This is a genomic window from Stenotrophomonas sp. 22385 (assembly GCF_052045085.1).
Lineage (GTDB): Bacteria > Pseudomonadota > Gammaproteobacteria > Xanthomonadales > Xanthomonadaceae > Stenotrophomonas.
Genome location: NZ_JBQEOG010000004.1, coordinates 189,572 through 210,687, shown reverse-complemented (window position 1 = coordinate 210,687; position 21,116 = coordinate 189,572). Strand labels below are relative to the sequence as shown.

General features: G+C 64.5%; 17 protein-coding genes. 10 read left to right on the top strand and 7 right to left on the bottom strand.

Features of this window, described 5'->3' with window-relative positions; genetic code table 11:
- The first annotated feature begins 1,161 nt into the window (after positions 1-1,161).
- The 7 genes from ACTJI4_RS09435 to ACTJI4_RS09405 all read left to right on the top strand — a co-directional run bounded on the left by ACTJI4_RS09435 (position 1,162) and on the right by ACTJI4_RS09405 (position 7,289).
- Positions 1,162-3,654 carry a hypothetical protein gene (locus ACTJI4_RS09435; RefSeq protein WP_440869172.1) on the top strand — a complete coding sequence of 831 codons (2,493 nt, stop codon included), beginning with the start codon at positions 1,162-1,164 and terminating at the stop codon, positions 3,652-3,654.
- Positions 3,572-4,699, top strand: a complete 1,128-nt coding sequence (locus ACTJI4_RS09430) for a hypothetical protein (protein ID WP_440869171.1) — start codon at positions 3,572-3,574, stop codon at positions 4,697-4,699. The genes ACTJI4_RS09435 and ACTJI4_RS09430 overlap by 83 nt, the downstream gene beginning before the upstream one ends.
- A 7-nt stretch (positions 4,700-4,706) precedes the next feature.
- Positions 4,707-5,111, top strand: a complete 405-nt coding sequence (locus ACTJI4_RS09425; RefSeq protein WP_440869170.1) for an SMI1/KNR4 family protein — start codon at positions 4,707-4,709, stop codon at positions 5,109-5,111.
- Between the two features lie 171 nt (positions 5,112-5,282).
- Positions 5,283-5,840: a tetratricopeptide repeat protein gene (locus ACTJI4_RS09420; RefSeq protein ID WP_440869169.1), complete on the top strand. Its 558-nt coding sequence runs from the start codon at positions 5,283-5,285 to the stop codon at positions 5,838-5,840.
- 91 nt (positions 5,841-5,931) lie between these two features.
- Entirely contained in the window at positions 5,932-6,228 is a 297-nt protein-coding gene (locus tag ACTJI4_RS09415; protein WP_440869168.1) for a hypothetical protein, read from the top strand.
- Between the two features lie 28 nt (positions 6,229-6,256).
- Positions 6,257-6,616: a hypothetical protein gene (locus ACTJI4_RS09410; protein WP_440869167.1), complete on the top strand. Its 360-nt coding sequence runs from the start codon at positions 6,257-6,259 to the stop codon at positions 6,614-6,616.
- Position 6,617: 1 nt separating this feature from the next.
- Positions 6,618-7,289: a sigma-70 family RNA polymerase sigma factor gene (locus ACTJI4_RS09405; RefSeq protein ID WP_440869166.1), complete on the top strand. Its 672-nt coding sequence runs from the start codon at positions 6,618-6,620 to the stop codon at positions 7,287-7,289.
- A 6-nt stretch (positions 7,290-7,295) separates the two neighbouring features.
- On the opposite strand, the gene ACTJI4_RS09400 is transcribed toward ACTJI4_RS09405, so the two are convergent.
- Positions 7,296-7,571, bottom strand: a complete 276-nt coding sequence (locus ACTJI4_RS09400) for a hypothetical protein (RefSeq protein ID WP_440869165.1) — start codon at positions 7,569-7,571, stop codon at positions 7,296-7,298.
- Positions 7,572-7,763: 192 nt separating this feature from the next.
- Between ACTJI4_RS09400 and ACTJI4_RS09395 the strand changes: the two genes are divergently transcribed.
- Complete coding sequence (locus ACTJI4_RS09395; RefSeq protein ID WP_440869164.1) at positions 7,764-8,105, top strand: hypothetical protein; 342 nt, start codon at positions 7,764-7,766, stop codon at positions 8,103-8,105.
- A 14-nt stretch (positions 8,106-8,119) separates the two neighbouring features.
- Here the strand turns inward: ACTJI4_RS09395 and ACTJI4_RS09390 are convergent, their stop codons facing one another.
- Complete coding sequence (locus ACTJI4_RS09390; protein WP_440869163.1) at positions 8,120-9,820, bottom strand: sensor domain-containing diguanylate cyclase; 1,701 nt, start codon at positions 9,818-9,820, stop codon at positions 8,120-8,122.
- A gap of 145 nt (positions 9,821-9,965) precedes the next feature.
- Here ACTJI4_RS09390 and ACTJI4_RS09385 point away from each other — a divergent pair, with 145 nt between their 5' ends.
- Positions 9,966-12,011 (top strand): TonB-dependent receptor, encoded by a 2,046-nt coding sequence (locus tag ACTJI4_RS09385; protein WP_440869162.1) that lies wholly within the window; start codon positions 9,966-9,968, stop codon positions 12,009-12,011.
- A gap of 4 nt (positions 12,012-12,015) precedes the next feature.
- On the opposite strand, the gene ACTJI4_RS09380 is transcribed toward ACTJI4_RS09385, so the two are convergent.
- The 3 genes from ACTJI4_RS09380 to ACTJI4_RS09370 all read right to left on the bottom strand — a co-directional run bounded on the left by ACTJI4_RS09380 (position 12,016) and on the right by ACTJI4_RS09370 (position 16,853).
- Positions 12,016-14,061 carry a TonB-dependent receptor domain-containing protein gene (locus ACTJI4_RS09380; protein WP_440869161.1) on the bottom strand — a complete coding sequence of 682 codons (2,046 nt, stop codon included), beginning with the start codon at positions 14,059-14,061 and terminating at the stop codon, positions 12,016-12,018.
- Between the two features lie 153 nt (positions 14,062-14,214).
- Positions 14,215-15,813, bottom strand: a complete 1,599-nt coding sequence (locus tag ACTJI4_RS09375; protein ID WP_392923904.1) for an SDR family NAD(P)-dependent oxidoreductase — start codon at positions 15,811-15,813, stop codon at positions 14,215-14,217.
- 134 nt (positions 15,814-15,947) lie between these two features.
- Positions 15,948-16,853, bottom strand: coding sequence for an SDR family NAD(P)-dependent oxidoreductase (locus ACTJI4_RS09370; protein ID WP_440869160.1), 906 nt, complete (start codon positions 16,851-16,853; stop codon positions 15,948-15,950).
- On the opposite strand from ACTJI4_RS09370, the gene ACTJI4_RS09365 reads away from it, so the two are divergent.
- Positions 16,819-17,910, top strand: a complete 1,092-nt coding sequence (locus ACTJI4_RS09365; RefSeq protein ID WP_440869159.1) for an AraC family transcriptional regulator — start codon at positions 16,819-16,821, stop codon at positions 17,908-17,910. The genes ACTJI4_RS09370 and ACTJI4_RS09365 overlap by 35 nt on opposite strands.
- A gap of 32 nt (positions 17,911-17,942) precedes the next feature.
- Here the strand turns inward: ACTJI4_RS09365 and ACTJI4_RS09360 are convergent, their stop codons facing one another.
- Together ACTJI4_RS09360 and ACTJI4_RS09355 are read right to left on the bottom strand one after the other, a co-directional pair.
- Positions 17,943-19,328 (bottom strand): cytochrome c, encoded by a 1,386-nt coding sequence (locus ACTJI4_RS09360; protein WP_440869158.1) that lies wholly within the window; start codon positions 19,326-19,328, stop codon positions 17,943-17,945.
- 10 nt (positions 19,329-19,338) lie between these two features.
- Positions 19,339-21,114, bottom strand: coding sequence for a GMC family oxidoreductase (locus ACTJI4_RS09355; protein WP_440869157.1), 1,776 nt, complete (start codon positions 21,112-21,114; stop codon positions 19,339-19,341).
- Positions 21,115-21,116 lie beyond the last annotated feature (2 nt).

The following is a 21,116-nucleotide window of genomic DNA, read 5'->3' as shown; positions in this document are numbered from 1 at the left end:
AGGCTATGGGGGAGATTGGTTGTCTGAAAGCAAGATCAGTGATTTCGCTAAAACAGGTCTCACTGGTGTCGATCTTGACAAAGTGAAGGCAATGAATGCGAGTCGGAATCCGTAAATTAGGCAAAAGCATCGTAGTCTGGACCACGTTGGCTTTCGTGGGGGCGTGGCTGGCGCTGGTCACAGCTGGGCGGAGACTTCCGTATTTGGAACTTGATTCGTCCGCGACCTGGCGGTCAGCCATCATATTTATAGTTCTTTACGGCACTTGTTTTTACTTTCTCTATTTGAAACGCGTTCCTTCAACGGGGGCTTCGGCAGCTCGAACACATTACGATGCCGCGGGAGGAGGGGCTAGAGGATTGACGCAGGTGGTTGGCTCAGGTGTCGGAGCGATCTTCATCTGTGGCGCATTAGCCTTAACAAGCTTTGCGCCAGTGGCAGTGTTCACTGGTGTGGCTGCGACCAGGCCAGCAACGGGAGTCTACCGGCTTACCAGTGTTGAAGGTTGGGGAGGGGGCTCTAGGGCTGGAATGCGTCGCTTGAAGGCTCTCGATGAAAGCGGTCGACCAATCACGCTAAATGTGAAGAGTGCCGATTACAGCAACCAGTTCTGGGAGAGCGGATCTCTGTTGTGCTTGTCGGGGCGGAAATGGGCATTTGGGATGCAGGTTGACTCGATAAGGAAGGATGTGGCGGATTGCGGGCGTGCATCTCCAGAAACTTTAGTGCTGTGAGAATTCACGACTCAAGGAGCATTAGTTCACTGGAGAGCGGAAGTGCGTGCTTTCGTCCAGATACAATCGCCCTTTTGAAGAGGCACTCAATCGTGATCGTTCTACTTGGCTTTCAAGATTTCATGATGCCGGGATAAGTTCCTTCTACCTCTGTTTATCGAGTTTGTTGTCTGCCTTAGTGAAGTTGACGAGGGGGCGGGGATGGCTGAATGCGCTTGAGGGATCTGGGCGAGTATGTGCATCTGGCCTGTGAGATGAGAGCGCATGCGCCCCTATCGGGTGTGGGGCACCGCTGTTTCGGTTCACTGTATGGTCAGGGCTGTATCCTAGTGAGTAGGACACCAGCGCCGGGGCCACCCCGGATGCCCTGGTCTTCAGCTACGACACGGCCGGTCGTCTCGCCACCCTGTCCACCCGCGAAAACGGCGTGGTGATCGGCCAGGTCAGCTACGGTTACGACGGTGTCGGCCGCCTCAGCGGCGTACTGGTCGACCTGACCCCGCAGGATGGCGACGGCGACAGTGATGTGTGGGACAGCGCCAATGCGGCAGCCAACGATGGCCGCCTGTACCGCACCGTCTACACCTACGCCGACGCCACCAGCCTGAAGATCAGCCAGGTGCGGCAGGGCGATGGGAGTGCCGTAGGCTACACCTACGACGCCGCCGGCCGCGTTGCCACCGTGGTCACCGGCGACGCGCAGGGCGCCCATGCCACGCTGACCTACAGCTACAACCTCGCCAGCGGCCAGACCGACATCACCGACGATGGCGGCCGAACCTGGTCCTACTTCCATGACGCGGCGGGCCAGCTCACCGAGATCCACTCCCCGGCAACGGACGGGCAGCGCACCGTCAGCGCGTACAGCTACGACGCGGACGGCAATGTCACCCAGGTCCAGACCCGGCGCGGCAGCCAGCTGCTCACCCAGGTGGACAACCAGTACGACGCCAACGGCAACCTGACCTGGCAGTGGACCGCCCTGGAGCCTGGGACCTCCGCGTTGGCTACCGCCGTACAGCGCACCTACACCGCCAGCAACCAGCTGGCGTCGGAAACCGTGTACAGCGGCCTGGATGCCGACGGCGCCGGTGCCGCCGCGACGGCGCAAGGCGGGGCCACAAGCACCTTCGTGTACGACGCGCAGGACCGGGTCCGCTTCATCATCGACGCGGCCGGGGAGGTGGCCGAGCGCAGCTACCATGCAAGCGGAACCGGCATCGGCCAGCTGGCCAGCGAGCGCCGCTATCTCGGTGCAACGTACGCCGGTACGCACTCGCTGGCGGCACTGCAGGCATGGGCCGATGGCACGCAGCAGGCCAGCAGCGGCTGGGTCGACTACAGCTATGACCTGCGCGGGCGGTTGAGCCAGACCCGCAGCTTCGATGGCGTGAGCCCGGACCCGGAAACCACGGAGTACGTGTACGACGCTCAGGGCCTGCTGCGGGAAAAGGCGGTCATCCGCTACCCGGAGGGGCGCGAGGTTGCTGGCAACAGCATTCGCCAGTCCACGGTATACGCGTACGACGGGCTTGGCCGCCTGTTGTCCGAGCTGGTGCAGGAACGCGCCATCTTCGCCGGCGTACCGCAGGCGACGCAGACTCTGCGTAGCACCACATGGCTGTACCAGGACTCCGGCAGCACGGTGCGCACCGCCATTGAGGCCGGTGTTGCCGGGGATGGCACGGCCAATGATCTGATCCGCACTGAGCTGCGCAACGCCGCAGGCCAGCTGGTAGCGGTTACCGAGTCGGTCGTGGACGGCAGCAGTGGCGGCAGCCGGCAGACCCGCCAGTACTACAACGCCAGCGGTCAGCTCAGCGCCAGCGAAGACGCCAACGGTGGCCGTACGTACTACCTCTGCGACGCTGCAGGGCGGTTGAATGCGCAGGTGGACGCCACCGGTGCCGTGGTGGAGTTCATCCGCGACGGCCTGGGCCGGGTAGTCAGCACCGTGGCCTACGCAGAACGGGTCACGAGTACGGCGTGGATGAGCGGCGGCGTGGTGGTGCCGACCCTGCTGTCCGCAATCCGGCCGGCGGCTACGGCGGGCGACCGGACCACGACGGCAACCTATGACGCCGCAGGGCGCAAGCTGCAGGAAGCGGACGCGGAAGGTGGCATCACCACCTGGGCTTACGACGGCGCTGGCCGACTGCTGCAGGTACGAAGCACGGATGCGGCCGGTAACGCGGACACCGCGCGCAGCGTGCGGCATCTGTACGATGCCAGCGGCCGCGAGGTAGGCGTGCTGGATGCGGCCGGCTATCTCACCGAGTACACCTACGACGCGGGTGGACGGCGCGTGTTGGTCATTCGCTATGCGAACGCCACCCGCGAGCAGGACCGAGCCACCGGTGACCTGGCCACCTTGCGGCCGCTATCCAGCGAGGCGGATGCGACCAGCCGGAGTTTCTACGATGGCCGCAACGCCCTGGTCGGCGAGCTGGACGCCGAAGGGTATCTGACCGAGTACGTGTACGACCATGCGCGCAACCAGCGCGCCGTGGTTGCCTACGCGCTGAAGCTGGGGGGCAATGCCCTCCAGGGCGGCTTCTCCTCCCTGCTGGCAGCGGCAAAGGCCGGCAGCGCACGGACCACGCTGCGTAGCTACGACGCGCTGGGCCAGCTGGTCACCGAGGTGTCGCCCAAAGGCGCCGTCACCCGGCTCAGCTATGACGCGCAGGGGCGCCTCCTGCACACTCGCTCCGACGCCACCGGCAACGACGTGCGCGATGGCGTACGTCGGTACGATGCGTTCAACCGACGACATTACCAACCTTCCCGCAGTTCAAGTGGGCGTGTCCGACGCGGAGTGGATGGCGCAGGGCCTCAACATGCAGCAGATTGCAGAGCTGAGATGGGCATTCGCCAGCCATGCAGCGGCCGCACAGGATCGCGGGCGCGGAAACGAGATTGATGTAAGCGCATTTGATGGGGGCGGCGACGTCCCAAGTCACCATGCGACATACATCCAAAGCCCCAGCCCGGTCCCCAGCCGCGTATTGTCTGAGCCGATCGAGCCCACGATTGCATCCAAAATTGGCGGCGTTGCACGAGAGGCGATCTCTGGCTACTTCCGACCGCTCACCAGCATCATTGAATTTAATATGCATGTGCAGGACACCGCACTGGTGGCCATCAAGAACGGTATGAACTCTCTCCGGGAGAGCTCACGGGAATCGACAGGTAACTCAAGCTCTGGGATCGAAGCTGGGTTTGCTTTGACGTTGTACGCAATCAACAGCCTTACGGGCAACGTTGTATCGGGTGGCGTCGACTCGTTGAGGTTCTTCACGAACGGAGAAGAGCGACGCAAGACCCTAGAAGGGATCGGTGTTCTGTTGACCACCAACCCGCTGACCACTGGCGCGCTGGCCTGGAAGCAGTGGTCCGACAAGACGGACGAGGAGCGGCTCATCAGCGGAGGCGGGGCGATCATCTCGCTCGCAAGCGCCGCCGCGCAAGCCTCTGCACTGCGTAGCTCCGGAGCGGTGGTCGGGCCGGGGCTTAGGGCTTTACCGTCTGCAACTTCTGGGTGGACTCCCTTGGCTCGTAAGGTCAGGGCGTGGATAAGAGATATAGAGTTGCAGACAGGATTGCGAATTCCAGCGAAACAGAGGAGCATCCTTGCCGACGCGCTGCAGACGAATCAATACGGACCCATATCAAAGGAGGCTGCAGCAAAGAGTCGATCTCAATTCGGTCGAATTAAGGGCGACCTCATCGCAGAGTGGGAGCGCAACACCGGCCAGGTATGGCCAACCTATTCGCAGCCAGTAATCAGCAAATCCGGGGAAGTCAGCAGAAGAGTTGGTCAGCACTATGAAGCTCATCACGTCATAGAGCTTGGTTATGGAGCGCCGAATGAATGGTGGAATATTCATCCGGCGAGGTACCCTGATCAACATCAGGCGGGCATCCACAGGTCAGGGTCGCCTGGCAGAGATCTTTTCGTAAGGTGAGGCGAGAATGACTGATTACGGGCGATTGAACGATATTCAAGGCATAGACGCTTTGTTGAAGAAGCTTGTCTCCGTTTCGAACGAGAAGGCAGCGTCGTTGCGGGAACAGTATCCCGGGTTGCCAGAAGACTATGTTGAGTTCCTTTTGCGCATCGGTGCCGGCGAGGTTGGAAGCCAAAACTATATGATCTATACAGGGCTGATTCCGGCTGAAGAGATCTACGGCGAGCGCAAGCTGGTTGGAAGCGTACTGCTGTTCGGAGATGATCTCTGTGGCTTCGCGGCTGGCTTCGATGCCCAGACCTGGCGGGTTGTTGAAGTTGACACGGAAGATCCGACAGCAGTCGAGGTAGCGCCTGACTTCGCGACATTCATCGCGCAGAAATTTAGTGAGATTGCGTCGTGGCAGTAAGTTCAAGTGTCGGTCGGGTCTCGTTCATCGAGGCTCGGCTCGGACTGATTGTCAGCGACTGAATTCGCTCCTCACTATTGGTGGGGAAGACTGAAGGATGAATTGAGCATTGGGCATCCCATCTGCACGTTCAATGCTTGCCCGATGATTTTGAACTGGAGCGATACCATTATGGATTTTGACAAGCTTGATATAGACGAGCTGCTTCGATTGTCCATTGATGCGGTTAGCAGGGACAGAACGCCAGACGCCATGGTGCTGCTGAAGACGGTGATTGAACGGGATCCGGCGCATGTCTACGCCATCTACCTACTCGCTGCCCAATATGCCCAGCTAGGCATGGTCGACCGTGCAGAACACGGGTTCAAGAAGGTGGTCGTGGGTGCATCAAGCCTACCCATTGCACGCTTCCAATACGGCCAGTTGCTTATGGGTCAAGGGCGTAACGAAGAGGCGGCTGACATGCTTGCGCCGATCCTGGAGCAGGTCGATGACCTGGGAGCCTACGCCCGCGCTCTGAGTGCGGCAGGGCAGGATCGCATTCAGGACAGCCTGCGTGAACTGGACAGAGGGCTGGAGCTGCCCCAGTCGATTCCAGCGCTCACCATCGACATGCGCCGGCTCAGGGAACAATTGGGCGGTGTCACTTCGCAGGTAGCCAGTGACGTTGTCGCGATCAACGAAACCCCGGCAGCGATGTTCCTGACCGGCTATGGTCGAACCAACTAGCCCTTGATATTGAGTTTCCCGTGCCGATCGACCGCGCCCACAGCTCATCACCCCTGATCGCGCCGCGCGGGCCGAGCTCACGCAACGCGGCTTGCGCACCCAGGTGAACGCCGGCAGCAAGCCGGCCACCCAGGCACCCCCGCGACCGACCGGAAACCTGCGTACCGAGGTCGCGGCCATGCTGCGCGGGGTGGATGTCGATGACCCCGTGGCTATGCGCTCCGCACGCCGGCGGGTGATCCGTGCCGTGTTGCTGGCTGAACTCGGCGCAGAACTACGTGAGTACAGCCAGTGGCAACCCATGCTGGACAGCTTGGTAGAAAGTCTCGAAGCCAATGAGATTCATCGCGACTCGTTCAGCTCGTTGATTAAATCTGTGACGGAATAACGATATTTTGAAACTGCCTTGACGTGCCATGTCGCCGGTGCTGGACCGCATGAACCACGATGCGATCGCGCCGTACATGAGCGAGCAGATCACCGCCCAGCAGGCGATCGAGCTGGGCACCAAGCCGCTGCGCGAGTTCATGGTGTCGCAGACCCGCGAATCGGACCTGCGCGCGGTGATCGAGATGGCCAAGGCGCCGCAGCCCAAGACCATGGAAGAGATCCGCTTCGGGCACCTGGTGACCGTGGTGGTGGCGGCATTGATGGCGCTGGGCATGACCATGCTGCCACCCACGACGATCAGCCTGCCGCTGAAGATATTGCTGTTCATCCTCATCGACGGTTGGGTGCTGCTGTCCAAGGCGCTGCTGGGAAGTTACTGGAACTGACATGGATGCCGACACCAGGGAAGGTGAGGATTCGCTATGGCAGCAACTTCGACAGCATCGCGCGCCATCGGCGCGCGAGGCCCTGTACGTGCGCTACACACCTTGGGCGTCGGCGGTAGCGCGGCGGGTGCACCGTCGCTTCCCACGCCTCGCGGCTGACCGCGACGACTTCGTCCAGAACGCCAACATGGGGTTGCTGGAGGCCATCGACCGCTATGACGCCGGCCGTGGCATCGCGTTCCAGGCCTATGCCATGGCGCGGGTGCGCGGCTCTGTGTTCAATGGGTTGCGGGCCATCCTGGGCGGCCAGGCCAGCGAGCGCTACCAGGAACGACTGGAAACGCTGCAGGCCCAGGAGTACGATCCGTTCGATGTGCTGGTGGGCTCCATTGTGGGCCTTGGCATTGGCTACCTGCTGGACGATGCTGCAACCGCATTGGCGGCCGACCCTCAGGATGGGCTGCGCTATACCGAAGACCGCGAGATCGCCACGCGTCTTGCCCGCGCCCTGAACCAGCTGCCGCCCCGGCACAGAATCATCGTGGTCAGGCACTACTTCGAATTCACGCCCTTCATTGATCTTGCGAGGGAGTGGGGCCTGAGCAAGGGGCGCATCGCACAGCTGCACCGGGCGGCGCTGGAGGGGTTGAAGGTGGCGTTGGCGCAGCGCTGAACCTGCTTACGGCAGATCGCACTTCATCCTGCCGTCCACATAGTATGGCTTGGGTACGTTCGGGTTCTCGCTGGTCTTCTCGAACACCACCTCGAAGGAAGCCACATCCGGCGTGCCCTTGCGCTCGGTGCAGGCATCCTGCAGCTTCTTCTTGACCGCGGCGATGCCCGCGTCGCGATTCGCACCCTCGGCGCTGTTGGTCAGGTTGGCGACTTCCGCGAAAGCGAGGGAACTCATGCCCAACAGGCATCCGGCGAGGACGGCAGCGTGCAGCTTCTTCATTGCGACTCCTTTGCAGTGCCCAGTGCTTCGGTCAAGCGATCCGGACGGAACGAGGGTCAGCCCGGGCGCTGTGCCCAAGGCCGGCTGTCAGCATAAGGAGCGCGGGTTAAGGCGTCGTGGTCGGATGGCTGTCTTGACGCCGCCTTGGCACCGGCTGAGGATACTTCCAGCGTGTCCAGCGGGAGACGGGTCATGAGCGCATCACATACTAGTTTCAAGGCGCCGCAGGTACTGCGGATCGAAACCATGTCGCTGGATCTGGGCGAAATGGCGGTGGTGATCGAGCTGGACGCTGCGCCGTCGCGCGCCTGGGCCCATGCGCTCGACAAGGCACTGTTGCAGGGCGAAGGATTGGAAGACGCCAGCGCACGGTTCGATGGGCGATTTGTGTACATCATCGGCCTTGAGCCGGAGCTGCGGGGCGCCGTGCAGCGGGTCAGCCGGGTGCTGGCGGTGGTGCAGGGGCGCGCAGTGCAGGGCCCGTGCGTTCCCGCTGCGGTCCAGCACGGTGGCAGGCAGACGGTGCATGCCTGAAGGTGGGGGCGTTGTCAGCCACCGGCACGCCTTTCCCTGCGCCGGCGCTCATACAGCTTCATGTCCGCGCGGTTGATGGTATCGGCGACGGCTTCCGACGCCCGGTTGATCGCGCAGCCGCCTGAGAAGCGGATCGGCGCGAGGTGGGCGCGCTGCTGGTACCCGGCCTCCAGTGCCTGCAATCTTCCCAGCGTTGCGCCGGGGACGAAGACCAGGAACTCGTCGCCGCCCAGACGTACCACCACTTCGCCTTCATCAAGCGGGGCTGACAGGAACGCCACAAACTCCACCAGCACGGCGTCGCCGTGGGCGTGCCCCTGGGTGTCATTGATTTCCTTGAAGTGATCCAGGTCGAACACCAGGCAGCCCCACGCATCCAGCTGATTCCCGGCCAGCTCGCTCAGATACCGGCGATTGAAGGCGCGGGTCAACGGGTCGCGGATGGCCAGCTCGAGCAGCTGCCGCTCCTGCAGGTGCTGGGTGGTGATGTCCTGTGCGTGGCCCAGCACGTAGGGTGGGTCGGCCTCGGTATCCAGCACGTTGTGGTAGGCCCAATAGCGCTTCGAGCCGTCCTCGGCCACCAGCTCCATCAGCCCCGAATCGCTCTGGTTCTCCACGACCCGCTGCAGGTAGTGCTGCAGGTGCGGCTGCTTCTCGACGGGGATGATCTCGCCCAGCGAACGCCCCAGCAGTTCGGCCTCCGGTCGTCCCAGCGACAACGACGCGGCAGGATTGACCGAGGTGATCACCCCGTCCAGGGTATGAGTGCAGATCAGTCCCAGGCTGTGCTGGAACAGCCGGCGGTAGCGTGCCTCGCTGTGCGCCAACGCGTCGCTGGCCGTGCGTTGTTCGGTCACGTCCTGGATGGCACCGATCAGCCGGGTACCGGTCGCGTCATCCACGCGTTGCCCTACGATGTGGACCCAACTGCGTTCGCCGCCGGCCTTGGTTGCCTTTACCGTGAGGTCGATGGGGGTCCCATCGGCGGCGCAGGACGCAATGGCATCCTGCAGCAGGGCCCGGCTTGCGTCAGGGTAGAACGCCCATGCGGCGTCAAGGCTCGGATCGAACTCCTCGGCCACGCCATGGATCAAACGGGTTTCCCGGGTCCAGTCCAGTATGCGGGTGTCGAGCGCCAGCTCCCAGCCGCCGACTTTGGCCAGGGTATTGGTGCGCTCCAGGAAGCGCTGGCTGCGTTGCAGCTGGTGGTGCAGCCGGTTGCTCTCGGCAATACGGTTGAGCAGGCTGGCGCGCTGCTCCATGCCGATGGCCGCTACCCGCGCAAGCCATGCCAGTGCTTCGCGCTGCCCCAGGCTCGCGCGCCCGGGCTCCGGGTTGAGCAGGCACAGCGTGCCGATCCGGCTGCCGCCCTCCAGCCGGATCGGCGCGCCCAGGTAATGCCGCACGTACGGCGGGCCCACTACGATCGGGTTGTCGGCAAACCGTGGGTCGTCCCGCGCGTCCTCCACTTCCAGCACCATGTCGGATTGGATCGCCCAGGTGCAGAACGAGATGTCGCGCGCAGTCTCGGTGGCCACATCCAGGCCCACCTGGGCCTTGAACCACTGTCGTTCGCCATCGATCAGGGAAATCATCGCGACCGGCATGCCGGTCAGGGCATGTGCGGCGCGGGTCAACGCATCGAAGAACGGTTCGGGGTCCGAATCCAGGATCCGCAGGGAATCCAATGCTGCCTGGCGTGCACTTTCGGTCATCCGGTGGCTCCACAGCGTATTTCGACGCGACCCTCCGTCGCGTCTGGACCCATCGTAGAGAGCCGCCGGGCAGTGGCCGGTGAAATCCGGTGTTACGTCTGAGTAACGTAATGTTATAGTGTCACATTACTTCCAGCGCTCTGACATGAAGATCCACGCCCTCGTTGCGGCCCTCGCCGCCGTTCTGCTCGCTCCCGACTCCCGCGCCCAATCGTCCGACGCTGCGCTCACGCTGGGCCGGGTAGACGCACACCAGCACACCGAAGGCCAGCTGACCGCCCATCAGGTGCTGACCTCGGTGGACGTGCTTGGCGCCGACCAGATCGAGGACAAGAACGTCTCGCACAGCTGGGAACTGCTCGGCCAGATGCCCGGCATCCAGCTCACCGAAACCCGCCAGGGCGCCGAATCGGGCAAGGTCAGCTTCCGCGCCTTCAATGGCGAGGGCTATCTCAATGCGATCAAGACGCTGATCGATGGCGTGCCCAGCAACGTCAACAGCGGCAACCAGCGCTTCATCGACATGCTGTTTCCGCTGGAAATCAGCTTCATCGAGGTGGTGCGTGGCACCAACGATCCGCGTTACGGCCTGCACAACATCGGCGGCAACGTGAACTTCGGCACGCGCCAGGGCGGCACCTACACCGACGGCCGGTTCGGCTACGGCAGTTACAACACGCGTGATGCGCAGCTGGCCATCGGCCGGGAGAACAACGGCTTCGCGCAGAACTACTTCATCGGCACCCAGGCCTCGGAGGGGTATCGTGACCATGACAGCTCACGCAAGTACGCCATCGGCGGCAAGTGGTTCTACGGGAGTCTGGACGACGGCATACGCATCGGTCTCACTGCACGTGCCTACCACCACGAAGCCGATGAGCCGGGTTTCATGACGGCCGAAGAGCTGCGTACCGACCGCCGCGGCTCTCAGCTGCGAAACGCCAACGACGGCGACGACCGTGACATGCGCCAGATCGGCGTGCACATGGACCTGAAGCTGGCCGACACCCTGTTCCTGGGCAGCAAGCTGTACTACAACCGCTACGAAGACGACCGCCGGGTGACCTTCAGTGACCTGCCCACCGGCAATGCGCCGCGCCAGCGCCGCGTGTGGGACGAAACGCAGACCGGCATGCTCACCACGCTGACCTGGCAGCCCGGCGCCACGCTGACGCTGGAAGGCGGGGTGAACGTCGAGCACCAGGACAACGGCTACATCCGCGAGCGTTTCAGCTACGCCGAGCCCACCGACTTCAGCGCTACCCCGGCACGCGTGCAGAACAACGACCGCCACACCTTCGACAATTACGGCGCGTATGTGCAGGCGATCTACCAGCCCATCGACGCGCTGAAGATCGTGCCGGCGTACCGGGTGGACCGTTTCGATGGCGATACCCGCCTGCCGGGCGGCATCACCGGCCCGCTGCAGCGCTACGGCACCATCGAGCAGCCCAAGCTGAGCGTGGTCTATGCCTTCACCGACAGCACCAACGTCTATGCCAACTGGGGCCGCACGTTCCAGGTGCTGACCGGCTCCACTGCGCCGGCCTACCTCACGCCGGGGCAGGGCGCCATGAACCCCTCCACCAATACCGGCATGGAGCTGGGCATGAAGTTCAGCCCGTTTGCCGGCAGCCAGGCGCGTATCGCGGTATGGCAGCAGGATGCGGCCAACGAAGTGTCCAACATGCCCGCCACCGGTACCACCGTGACCCTGGGCAAGACCCGCCGGCGTGGCGTGGATGCGCAGATCAGCGCGCAGGTGGGGGAGAAGTGGACGGTATGGGCCTCCCACGCGTACCAGGAGGCCAGGATCGAGCGAGATGGTCGCGATGCCAGCCTGTCGCTGGAGGGGCGTGAAGTCGCCGCCACCCCGCGTTACATCAGCAACATCGGCGTGGATTACCAGGCTACTGATACCCTGCAGATCGGCCTGCAGGGCAGGGCGCAGGGCGATTACTACCTGGAAGAGCGCAACGTGGCCGGCAAGTACGGTGGCTTCGCGGTGCTGGACCTCAGCGCCCGCTATGACATCACGCCCCGTTGGAGCGTCGATGTGCAGATGAAGAACGCCACGGACCGCCAGTACGCTTATGCGTGGTACGACAGCTTCTTCTGGGAGCAGCCGCAGCCGATGTTCTCACCGGCTGCGGGGCGCTCGCTCCATCTCGCCTTCAACATGAAGCTCTGACCGATCAGAACCGCGCAGTAGCGCCCACGAAGAAGGTGCGCGCACCACCGTCGTAGTTGTTGCCTTCGTCGATGGTGGAGACGTCGCCTCCGTTCAGCACGCCTGCGCGCAGGGTCAGGTTTTCGTTGACGTTGAACCCGGTCACCAGGTCCCACGTGGTGTAGGCCTTGGCGAACGTCGCGCTGGTGCTGGAGACCAGCTGCTCGCCGATGTGCTGCGCGCTCAGGTTCAAGGACCACGCCTCGGTGACCTGCCAGTCCAGCGAGGTGTTGGCGGTGATCTTCGGCACCACCAGCAGGTTCGCGCCGGTGGTGCGGTTCTTCGATTCCAGCATGCGGGTGGCGTTGGTGGTCCAGCTCAGGCGCTCGTGCAGGGGCACGGTGACGCTGGCTTCCACGCCCCGGGTGCGCGCCTTCTGGATGTTCTGCGCCACCGTCCACCAGAAACCGTTGACGAAGCTGGAGTCGTAGCCGGGAATCTCGCGCAGCGGCACCTGTTCGATCTTGTCGTCGAAGTCGGTGAGGAAGTAGGTGGCCGAGGCCGACCAGCCGCCGCGATCGAAGCCGACGCCCAGCTCGTAGTTGGTGCTGGTTTCCGGTTCCAGGTTCGGGTTGCCGGCCATGTAGCAGCCGGTGGTGCCATCGGCGCTGACCGACCGGTTGGTCCAGCCTTCCACGGTCAGGCTGCGGCAGCCGTTGCCGCCGGACTGGGTGGCCGCGCCGGCGCTGCCCTGCTTCAAGTTCGGGGCGCGGAAGCCCTGCGATACGCCGCCGCGCACGGTCCAGTCATCGGACGGGTGCCACACGCCGTAGATGCGCGGGCTGAGGTTGTCGTCGTAGTTTTCGGTGTTGTCCCAGCGCAGGCCCAGGGTCAGGGTGAAGCGCTCATGCAGGGTGATGTGATCTTCGGCGAACAGCGCCCACGAATCGGCCTCGTTGGTCGGGCTGATCCGGCCGCTGCCGCTCCAGGTCACCGGCACGGTGCCGATGGTGTCGGTGTTCTGCAGCTCCTCGCGCTTCCACTGCCCGCCAACGTTCAAGCGGTGCTCGACGCCCAGGTGGAAACCGGTGGCGAAGGCGGTATCGAACACCGTCTCCTTGGAGTGGTTGCCCACCTGGCTGCCCTTGTCCTCGTAATCGTTCTGGGTCAGCGTGGACTTAAAAGTGCTGGCATCACCATAGCGACCGTCATGGGTCACCACATAGCCGGTGTGCACCAGCTTGGACAGGCCCCATGCGCCGACATCGCCGCCACCGCGGTTGCGCTGCACGCCATGGGTGGCTTCGAAGCCCACGGTGTGGTCGCCGTTGATCGCCCAGTTGAGCAGCGCGTTGGCATTTTCCGCCTTGGTGCCCGGGGTCTGACCACGACCACGATCGGATTCGCGATCGGTCACGTTGGCGCCGATGCGCAGGCCCAGGTTTTCCGTGAGCGGGCCGCTGAACAGCGCGCCCATCTGGGTGGTGTTGCCGCGCGTGGAGGAATCCGGTTTGCTGTAGTTGAAGGTGACCGAGCCACCCCATTCCGGGGCGATCTTGCGGGTGATGATGTTGATCACCCCGCCCATGGCATCGGAGCCGTACAGCGACGACATCGGGCCACGCACCACTTCGATGCGTTCGATCATGTCCGGCGACAGCCAGTTCAGATCCTGCGGACCCAGGTCATCGCGGTAGTTCACGCCGGACGAATTGCCCTGGCGGCGGCCGTCGATGAGGATCAGCGTGTACTGCTCGGGCAGGCCGCGCAGGCGGATCTTGGACTGCGCACCGGACAGCGCGTAGCCACCGGTCACGCCCGGCACGGTGCTGAGCAGTTGGCCGATGCTGGTCACCGGCTTGCGCTCGATTTCCTGGCGGGTGATCACGCTGATGCTGGCGGGGGCGTCCTTGATCCACTGCTGGGCACCGGTGGCGGTAACCACCACGGTGTCGATGTTTTTGGCATCGCCCGCAGCATCGGCGGCTGCATGGGCCTGGGCGGAGAGGGCGAGGGTGATGGCGGCGGCCAGAACGGCGGAGACATGGGCGGAACGGGAGGAAACGTGCATCGAGCAAACTCCTGAGCAAGAGGGTCCGCTGGCGATGGCTGGGACGTCCGTGTGCGTTGTTTCAGACAACTTTAACAATCGTATCACGAATCATTCGCATCAGATACATTGCGACATGAAGGCGCCAGCATCCTGCTGGCGCCGTCGCGCGCCTCACCAGTCGGTGGGCGCGTAATCCTTCAGGAACTGGCCCCACACGTGCTCGCCCGTGTTGAAGCCGTGGATGATCGGGTCGACGATGCGCGCGGCACCATCAACGATGTCCAGCGGCGGGTGGAAGCGTTCTTCCTCCACCTTGCGCGCGGCGATCTCTGCCGGATCCTCATCGGTGACCCAGCCGGTATCCACGGAGTTCATGTGGATGCCATCGTTCTGGTAATCGGCCGCCGAGGTGCGCGTCATCATGTTCAACGCGGCCTTGGCCATGTTGGTGTGCGGGTGGCGGGTGGTCTTGAAGTTGCGGTAGAACTGCCCCTCCATCGCCGACACGTTGACGATGTGCTTGTCGCGCTCGGGCGAACGCAGCATCAGCGGCTTCAGGCGCGCATTGATGATGAATGGTGCGATGGCGTTGACCAGCTGGGTTTCCAGCAGTTCTACCGACGGCACTTCGGCCATCAGCAGGCGCCACGAATTGCGCCCGCGCAGGTCCACCTGCTGCAGGTCCTGGTCCAGCCGACCTTCGGGGAACAGGTGCTGCTGGCCCAGCAGTTCATCGGCCAGCAACGGCACCTGCGAAAGCTCGGCCGCGCGGGTCAGGCCATCGGCCCCCACCAGCGCCTGCTCCTGCAGCGAGGGCACGTTGGCATCCGAGCCCAGGCCCAGCATCTCCGGGCTGCGCAGCCCTTCGTACTGCCCCACCAGCTTGCGGATGGTGTCCGGCAGGTCGTGCAGGGCGGCGGTTTCGCCGGCCATCATGTGCGCGTAGAACTGCGGCGGGCGGCGCACGGTCTGGCAGGCGTTGTTGATGATGAAGTCCAGGCGCGTGCGCGTGGCCAGCAGCTCGTTGCAGAACGCTTCCACGCTGGGCGTGTGGCGCAGGTCCAGGCCGTACACCTGCAGACGGTGGCCCCATTCGGCGAAGTCCGGCTCTTCGGCATAGCGTGCGGCCGAATCGCGCGGGAAGCGCGTGGTAACGATCAGCTCGGCACCGGCGCGCAGCAGCTTCAGGCCCGCCTGGTAGCCGATCTTGACCCGGCCGCCGGTGAGCAGCGCCACGCGGCCGCGCAGGTCGGCGGTTTCGGTGCGCTTGATGAAGTTCAGCTCGGCACAGGCCGGGCACATCTGGTCGTAGAAATGGTGCAGTTGGGTGAACTTCTGCTTGCACACATAGCAGTGGCGCAGTTCCGGCGAATGCACCGGCTCCGGCGTGGCGTCGGCGTTTTCACCGTTGTGCGGATCGTGCAGGCCGGCCTTGTGCGGCGGGAAGTAGTTCGGCGTACTGAACACCGGCTTGCGGCGCAGCGCGCGTATGCCGGTCTGTTCCAGCAGCGCTTCGGCCTTGCGCACCTTTTCCTGGTGGCGGGCCTTGGCCTGCTGCTTGAGCATCGCCCGGCGCGCTTTGGGCTCGGGGTGGTAGACCTTGGCCACGACCTGGTGGAAACGCACGCGGTCATCTTCCGGCAGCGTGTCCAGCACGGCGCGGTCGGCCTCGATCGCCTCCAGCAGGTCCAGCGCAGCGCGCAGGCGGTCGGTCAGGGGCAGCTCGTCCTGGGGCAGGGCGTCGGCGGGAGGGGAGGCGATAGCGTTCACGTTGGATCCGGAGATGACGGCAGGATGGCGGCCGGGGTATTGCGCCCGGGCCGCAGGTTCAGCGGGCCGCTATTCTCCCCGATCTGGGGCTTTCATGCTGGGGAACGCTGAACGAGGCGCCGCCGTGTGCACGCTCAGCTGACGTCGTGCCCGGTCCATTGCGCCGACAACACCCACAGTTGTTCGGCAATGGCATCGTCCGCCGCCCAGGCTGCCACGCCCTTGCGGCCCATGGCCCCATCGTTGAGTGGAGCGACATCGGAATCCTCGCAATACACCCCGCCGTGGCCGGCAAGCAGTGGGCTGGTTGCGCACCAGAGGGTGGTGGCCGCGCCCTGTTCGACGGTTTTCATGCCCTTCTCAGGGTCGACCTTGGGGTTTCCCTGTGCATCCAGCGCATCGAACGCAGAGAGCTCTTCTTCGCTGAGATGGCGCGCCAGGTCGGTAAGGATCTGGCCAGGATGCAGCGAGAAGGCACGAATGCCGTGATCGCGGCCGCGTGCATCCAACGCGCGTGCGAACAGCGCATTGGCGGTCTTGCTTTGGCCGTACGCCACCCATTTGTCGTACGGGCGCCGGTCGAAATCGATGTCATCCAGGTCCACCCCTGCGAGCTGATGGCCCCGCGAGGAGACCGCTACGACCCTGCAGCCTTCTGCGGCCCGCAGCGCCGGCCAGAGTCCGCACGCAAGGCGGTAATGACCGAGGTGATTGGTCGCAAACTGAGCCTCGTGCCCGTCGGCATCGCGCGACAGCGGCGTGGCCATGATCCCGGCGCTGTTGATGAGCAGGTGCACCGGAACCCCACGACGGACGATCGCAGCGCCGAAGGCGTCGACCGAAGCCGCCGTGAACAGGTCCATCGGCATGATCTCGACCCCGGACAGGCCCGCCAGCGCCGAACGGGCGCGGGTCACGTCGCGTGCCGGCACGATCACCTCGGCACCGGCCTGGACCAGGTGGCTGACCGTGACCCGGCCAAGACCGGAGTAGCCGCCGGTTACGATGGCGCGCTTGCCGGTCAGGTCGATACCATCCATGACGTCGGCGGCAGTGCTGGCGGGGCCAAAGGGACTTCCAAGGGGCTGCTGGGGGGTGAGCATGGGGCGGGCCTGTAGCGGGGATGTGCGTCTATTTTCCCTGTCTCAAATGGACGAACCAGCTGCTGGCGTCTATATTTCTGTCGTGATCATCCAGGACCTGCCCGCCGATCCCCTGTCCGATGTGCTCAGCCTTTCCGGCCTGAGCGCCGCATGTTCGGTGCGGCTGTCAGCAGGGGGCGATTGGGCGCTGCGCTTCCGGCCCATTGCACTGAAGTTCAACGTCGTTCGACGTGGCAGCTGCTGGTTACGGGTGGAAGGCATGCCTTCAGTGGCGCTGCAGGCGGGCGATTGTTTTGTGGTCAAGGCAACACCGTTCGTGTTGGCGAGCGATCCGGCCGTGCCAGCCATCGACGCCGCGCAGGTATTTTCCGGTTCTCCCGACGCTGCGCGGTACGGCAGTGGTGAGGATGTTGCGCTGCTCGGCGGCAGCGTCACCCTGCAGGGACCGGCTGCGTCCGAACTGCTGGAACTGCTTCCCGGCGCCATTGTCATCCGCGCGCAGCCGTGCGGGGCATCGCCCATCGCCTGGCTGCTTGATGCGCTGGATCGCGAATGGCGGGCCGGGCACGCAGGTGCCCGTGTGGTCTGCAATGACCTGCTGCGTCTGATGTTCGTGCATGCGCTGCGGCAGCATATCGATACGGCCGATGTGGATGCGCTGGGGTGGCTGGGTGGTCTCAAGGATCCGCCCATCGCGGCGGCGCTGCGCAGCATCCATGCGGCGCCCGAACAGCCGTGGACGCTCCAGGCGTTGGCCGCGATCGCCGGGATGTCCCGCTCGGCATTCGCGTTGCGCTTCAGGCAGGCGGTGGGGCAGGCCCCGGTAGCCTATGCTGCCCGGTGGCGGATGCGGGTCGCGGCGTTGCGATTGAAGAACACGGTCAGCAGCGTGTCACGGATTGCCGCGTCGCTTGGATTTCTTTCCGACGCGGCGTTCGGCGCGGCCTTCCGCCGCGTGTACGGCATGTCGCCTGGCCAGTACCGCCGCAGCTGATGCTGGCGCGCGTGTCGCGCGCCAGCCTGTTTTTATTCTGCGTCTTCGCTGTCCCGCGCGGTCGTCGGATCATGCGCGGCCTTGGCCGCCTTGGCCTCGTCCTGCAGGTGCTGGCGGACCTTTCTGGCCTGGTCGGCGGTCACCTTGCCCGCATTGTTGCCGAAGTCCTGGCGGATGAAGGTCGCCAGCTGCGCGATCTCGGTATCCGACAGGCGCTCGGCGAACCCGGGCATGCCCAGGTTGGAGGGGCGCAGGGCGGTGGAGGGCAGCTCGCTGCCGGCCAGCAACAGGCGGATCACCGAGGTCGGGTCGTCGGCCAGCACGGTCGGGTTGCCGGCGATGGCCGGGAACACATTGGCGTAGCCCTTGGCATCGGTGCGGTGGCACGCGGCGCAGTTGTCGACGAACAGCTCGGCACCGCGGCTGTCGTTGATGCCGGTCTGCAGCTTGCGCGCGGTGGCATCGCTGGCGGTGTACGCAGAAGGATCCTGCGCACTGGCCGGCAGCTGCTTGAGGTAGACCGCGATCGCCTTCAGGTCGTCGTCGGTGAGCTTCTGCGTGCTGTGCCGGACCACGTCGGCCATCGGCGTGCCCACCACCGCGCTGTGCGCGTTGCGGGCGGTACGCAGGGTGTCCACGATGTCCTGCTCGGACCAGCGGCCCAGGCCATCGGCCGCGTTGCCGCGCAGGTTCACCGCGTTCCAGCCATCGATCACCTGGCCGCCCGACAGATAGGCAGCCCCGGATTCGTCCAGTGCTTTTTCCTGCAGCGCGAAGCCGCGCGGCGTGTGGCAGCTGCCGCAGTGGCCCAGGCCCTGTACCAGGTAAGCGCCGCGGGCCAGCTGGGGATTGTTGTAGTGGCTAGGATCGAATGCCACCGCTTCCGCGTCCGGCGCGAAGGTCTTGCGCCAGATCGCGAGCGGCCAGCGCATCGACAGCGGCCAAGTGATGTCCACGCCCCGGTTTTCCTGATGCACCGGCGCGATATCGCCGTGCAGGAAGTACGCGTGCAGCGCCCGCACATCATCGTCGGTGATGCGCGCGTAGGAGGGATACGGCATGGCCGGGTACAGCGTGCGGCCGTCGGGGGCGATGCCGTGCCGCACCGCGCGGTCGAAGTCGTCCAGCGAATACGCGCCGATGCCGGTTTCGTTGTCCGGGGTGATGTTGGTGCTGTAGATGTTGCCCAGCGGCGAGGCCACCGGCAGCCCGCCGGCAAACGGCTTGCCGCCCGGCCTGGTGTGGCAGGCGGTGCAGTCGCCGGCCGCAGCCAGGTAGCGCCCGCGCTCGATCAGCGCCGCGTCGGCGGTGGGGCCATCGGCCAGGACGCGGGTCTTGGTGGGAATGAACGCATAGGCCAGCGCGGCCAGCAGCACCACCAGGCCGATCACCACGATCCAGAGAAGAAGCTTCTTCATGCGCGCCTCCTCAAGCCTGGACCAGTGGGCCCGGATCGGGCAGGTACTTCTCGCGGATCGCCTTTGCTGCCCAGTAGGCCAGCCCGCCGACCAGCCCAGTGGGGTTGTAGCCGTTGTTCTGCGGGAACGCATTGGCGCCGATCACGAACACGTTCGGCACGTCCCAGCTCTGCAGGTAGCGGTTCAACGCCGAGGTCTTCGGGTCTGCGCCCATGATCGCGCCGCCGCAGGTGTGCGTGCTCTGGTACTTGGTGATGTTGTAGTGCTCGCCGTTCTTCTTGGCATCTCCACTCATCGACAGCGGATTGAGCGTGCGGCTCATCTGCATGGCCTGGTCCACGAAGAACTGGGAAGCCTTGATCTCGTTCGGATGCCAATCGAAGGTCATGCGCAGCAGCGGGCGGCCGAAGGAGTCCTTGTAGTTCGGGTCCAGGCTCAGGTAGTGCTGCCGGTAGGACATGCACGCACCCTGCACCTCGTAATAGAAGTTGTGGCGGAAGTTGTCGGCCGCTGCCTTCTTCCACGCCGCGCCCCAGTTCGGCGTGCCGGAGGGCACGTTGATGCCGCGCACCGGGCCGGCGCCGGGCTGGCGCGCCCAGACCAGGCCGCCACCGACAAAGCCGGCCTTGGCGTTGTCCAGCTGGTTGCCGTTGAGGTCGTCCATGGTGGTGCCGGCACCACCGATGCCGATGAAACCGTTCGCCTGCACGTCCTTGTCGAAGAACAGCACCACCCGGTTGAGGTTCTGGTAGGAGTAGTTGCGTCCCACGGTGCCGGTGTTGGTCTGCGGGTCGTAGGCTTCACCGATGCCGGAGACCAGCATCAGGTGCACGTTGTAGAGCTGGAACGCGCACAGCAGCACCATGTCGGCCGGCTGGTCCACTTCACGGCCCTGCGCATCCAGGTAGGTCACGCCGGTGGCCTTGGCTTTGGTGCTGTCCAGGTTCACCCGCAGCACCTGCGAATGCGTGCGCAGCTCGAATTTCGGGCGCTGGCGCAGCACCGGCAGGATGCAGGCGTTCGGGCTGGCCTTGGAATAGTTGAGGCAGCCGTAGTCGCTGCAGAAGCCGCACGCGTTGCACGGGCCCAGCTGGCAGCCGTAGGGGTTCACATACGGGCCGGAGGCGTTCGAGGCCGGAATCGGGTAAGGGTGCCAGCCCATTTCCTTGGCCGCCTTGTAGAACTGCTCGCCGCCCAGGTAGTTCGGGTTTGGGCCGAGCGGATATTCGCCCGAGCGTGAGCCTTCGAACGGGTTGCCGCCTTCCTGCACCACGCCGTTGATCACGCCCGCCTTGCCGGAGGTGCCGCACACCAGCTCGAACATGGCCAGATGCGGCTCGAGTTCGGCATAGGTGACCGGGAAATCCTGGATGGTCATGTCCGCCGGGATGAAGCTCTTTCCGTAGCGTTCTTCCACATTGGTGCGCAGGATCAGGTCTTCCGGCAGCGGCCGGAAGTGCGCGCCGGACCAGTGGCTGCCCGCGCCGCCCACGCCGGTCCCGGGCTTGAACGAGCCCATCTGCCGGTAGGGCACGGCGGTATCGGCCAGGGTGTGGCGCACCGTCACCGTTTCCTGGTTCAGGCTCTGCAGGTACTTGCGGTGCACCGAGCCTTCCAGCTCGTCCACCACCTTCGGGTAAGCGAAATCGGGCTGGGTATCGCGGTCGCCGCCGCGCTCCAGTGCCACCACGTGCAGGCCGGCATCGGTGAGTTCCTTGGCAAGGATCGCCCCGGTCCAACCCATGCCGACGATGACCGCATCGACCTTCGGTTTCGTGATCGCCATGG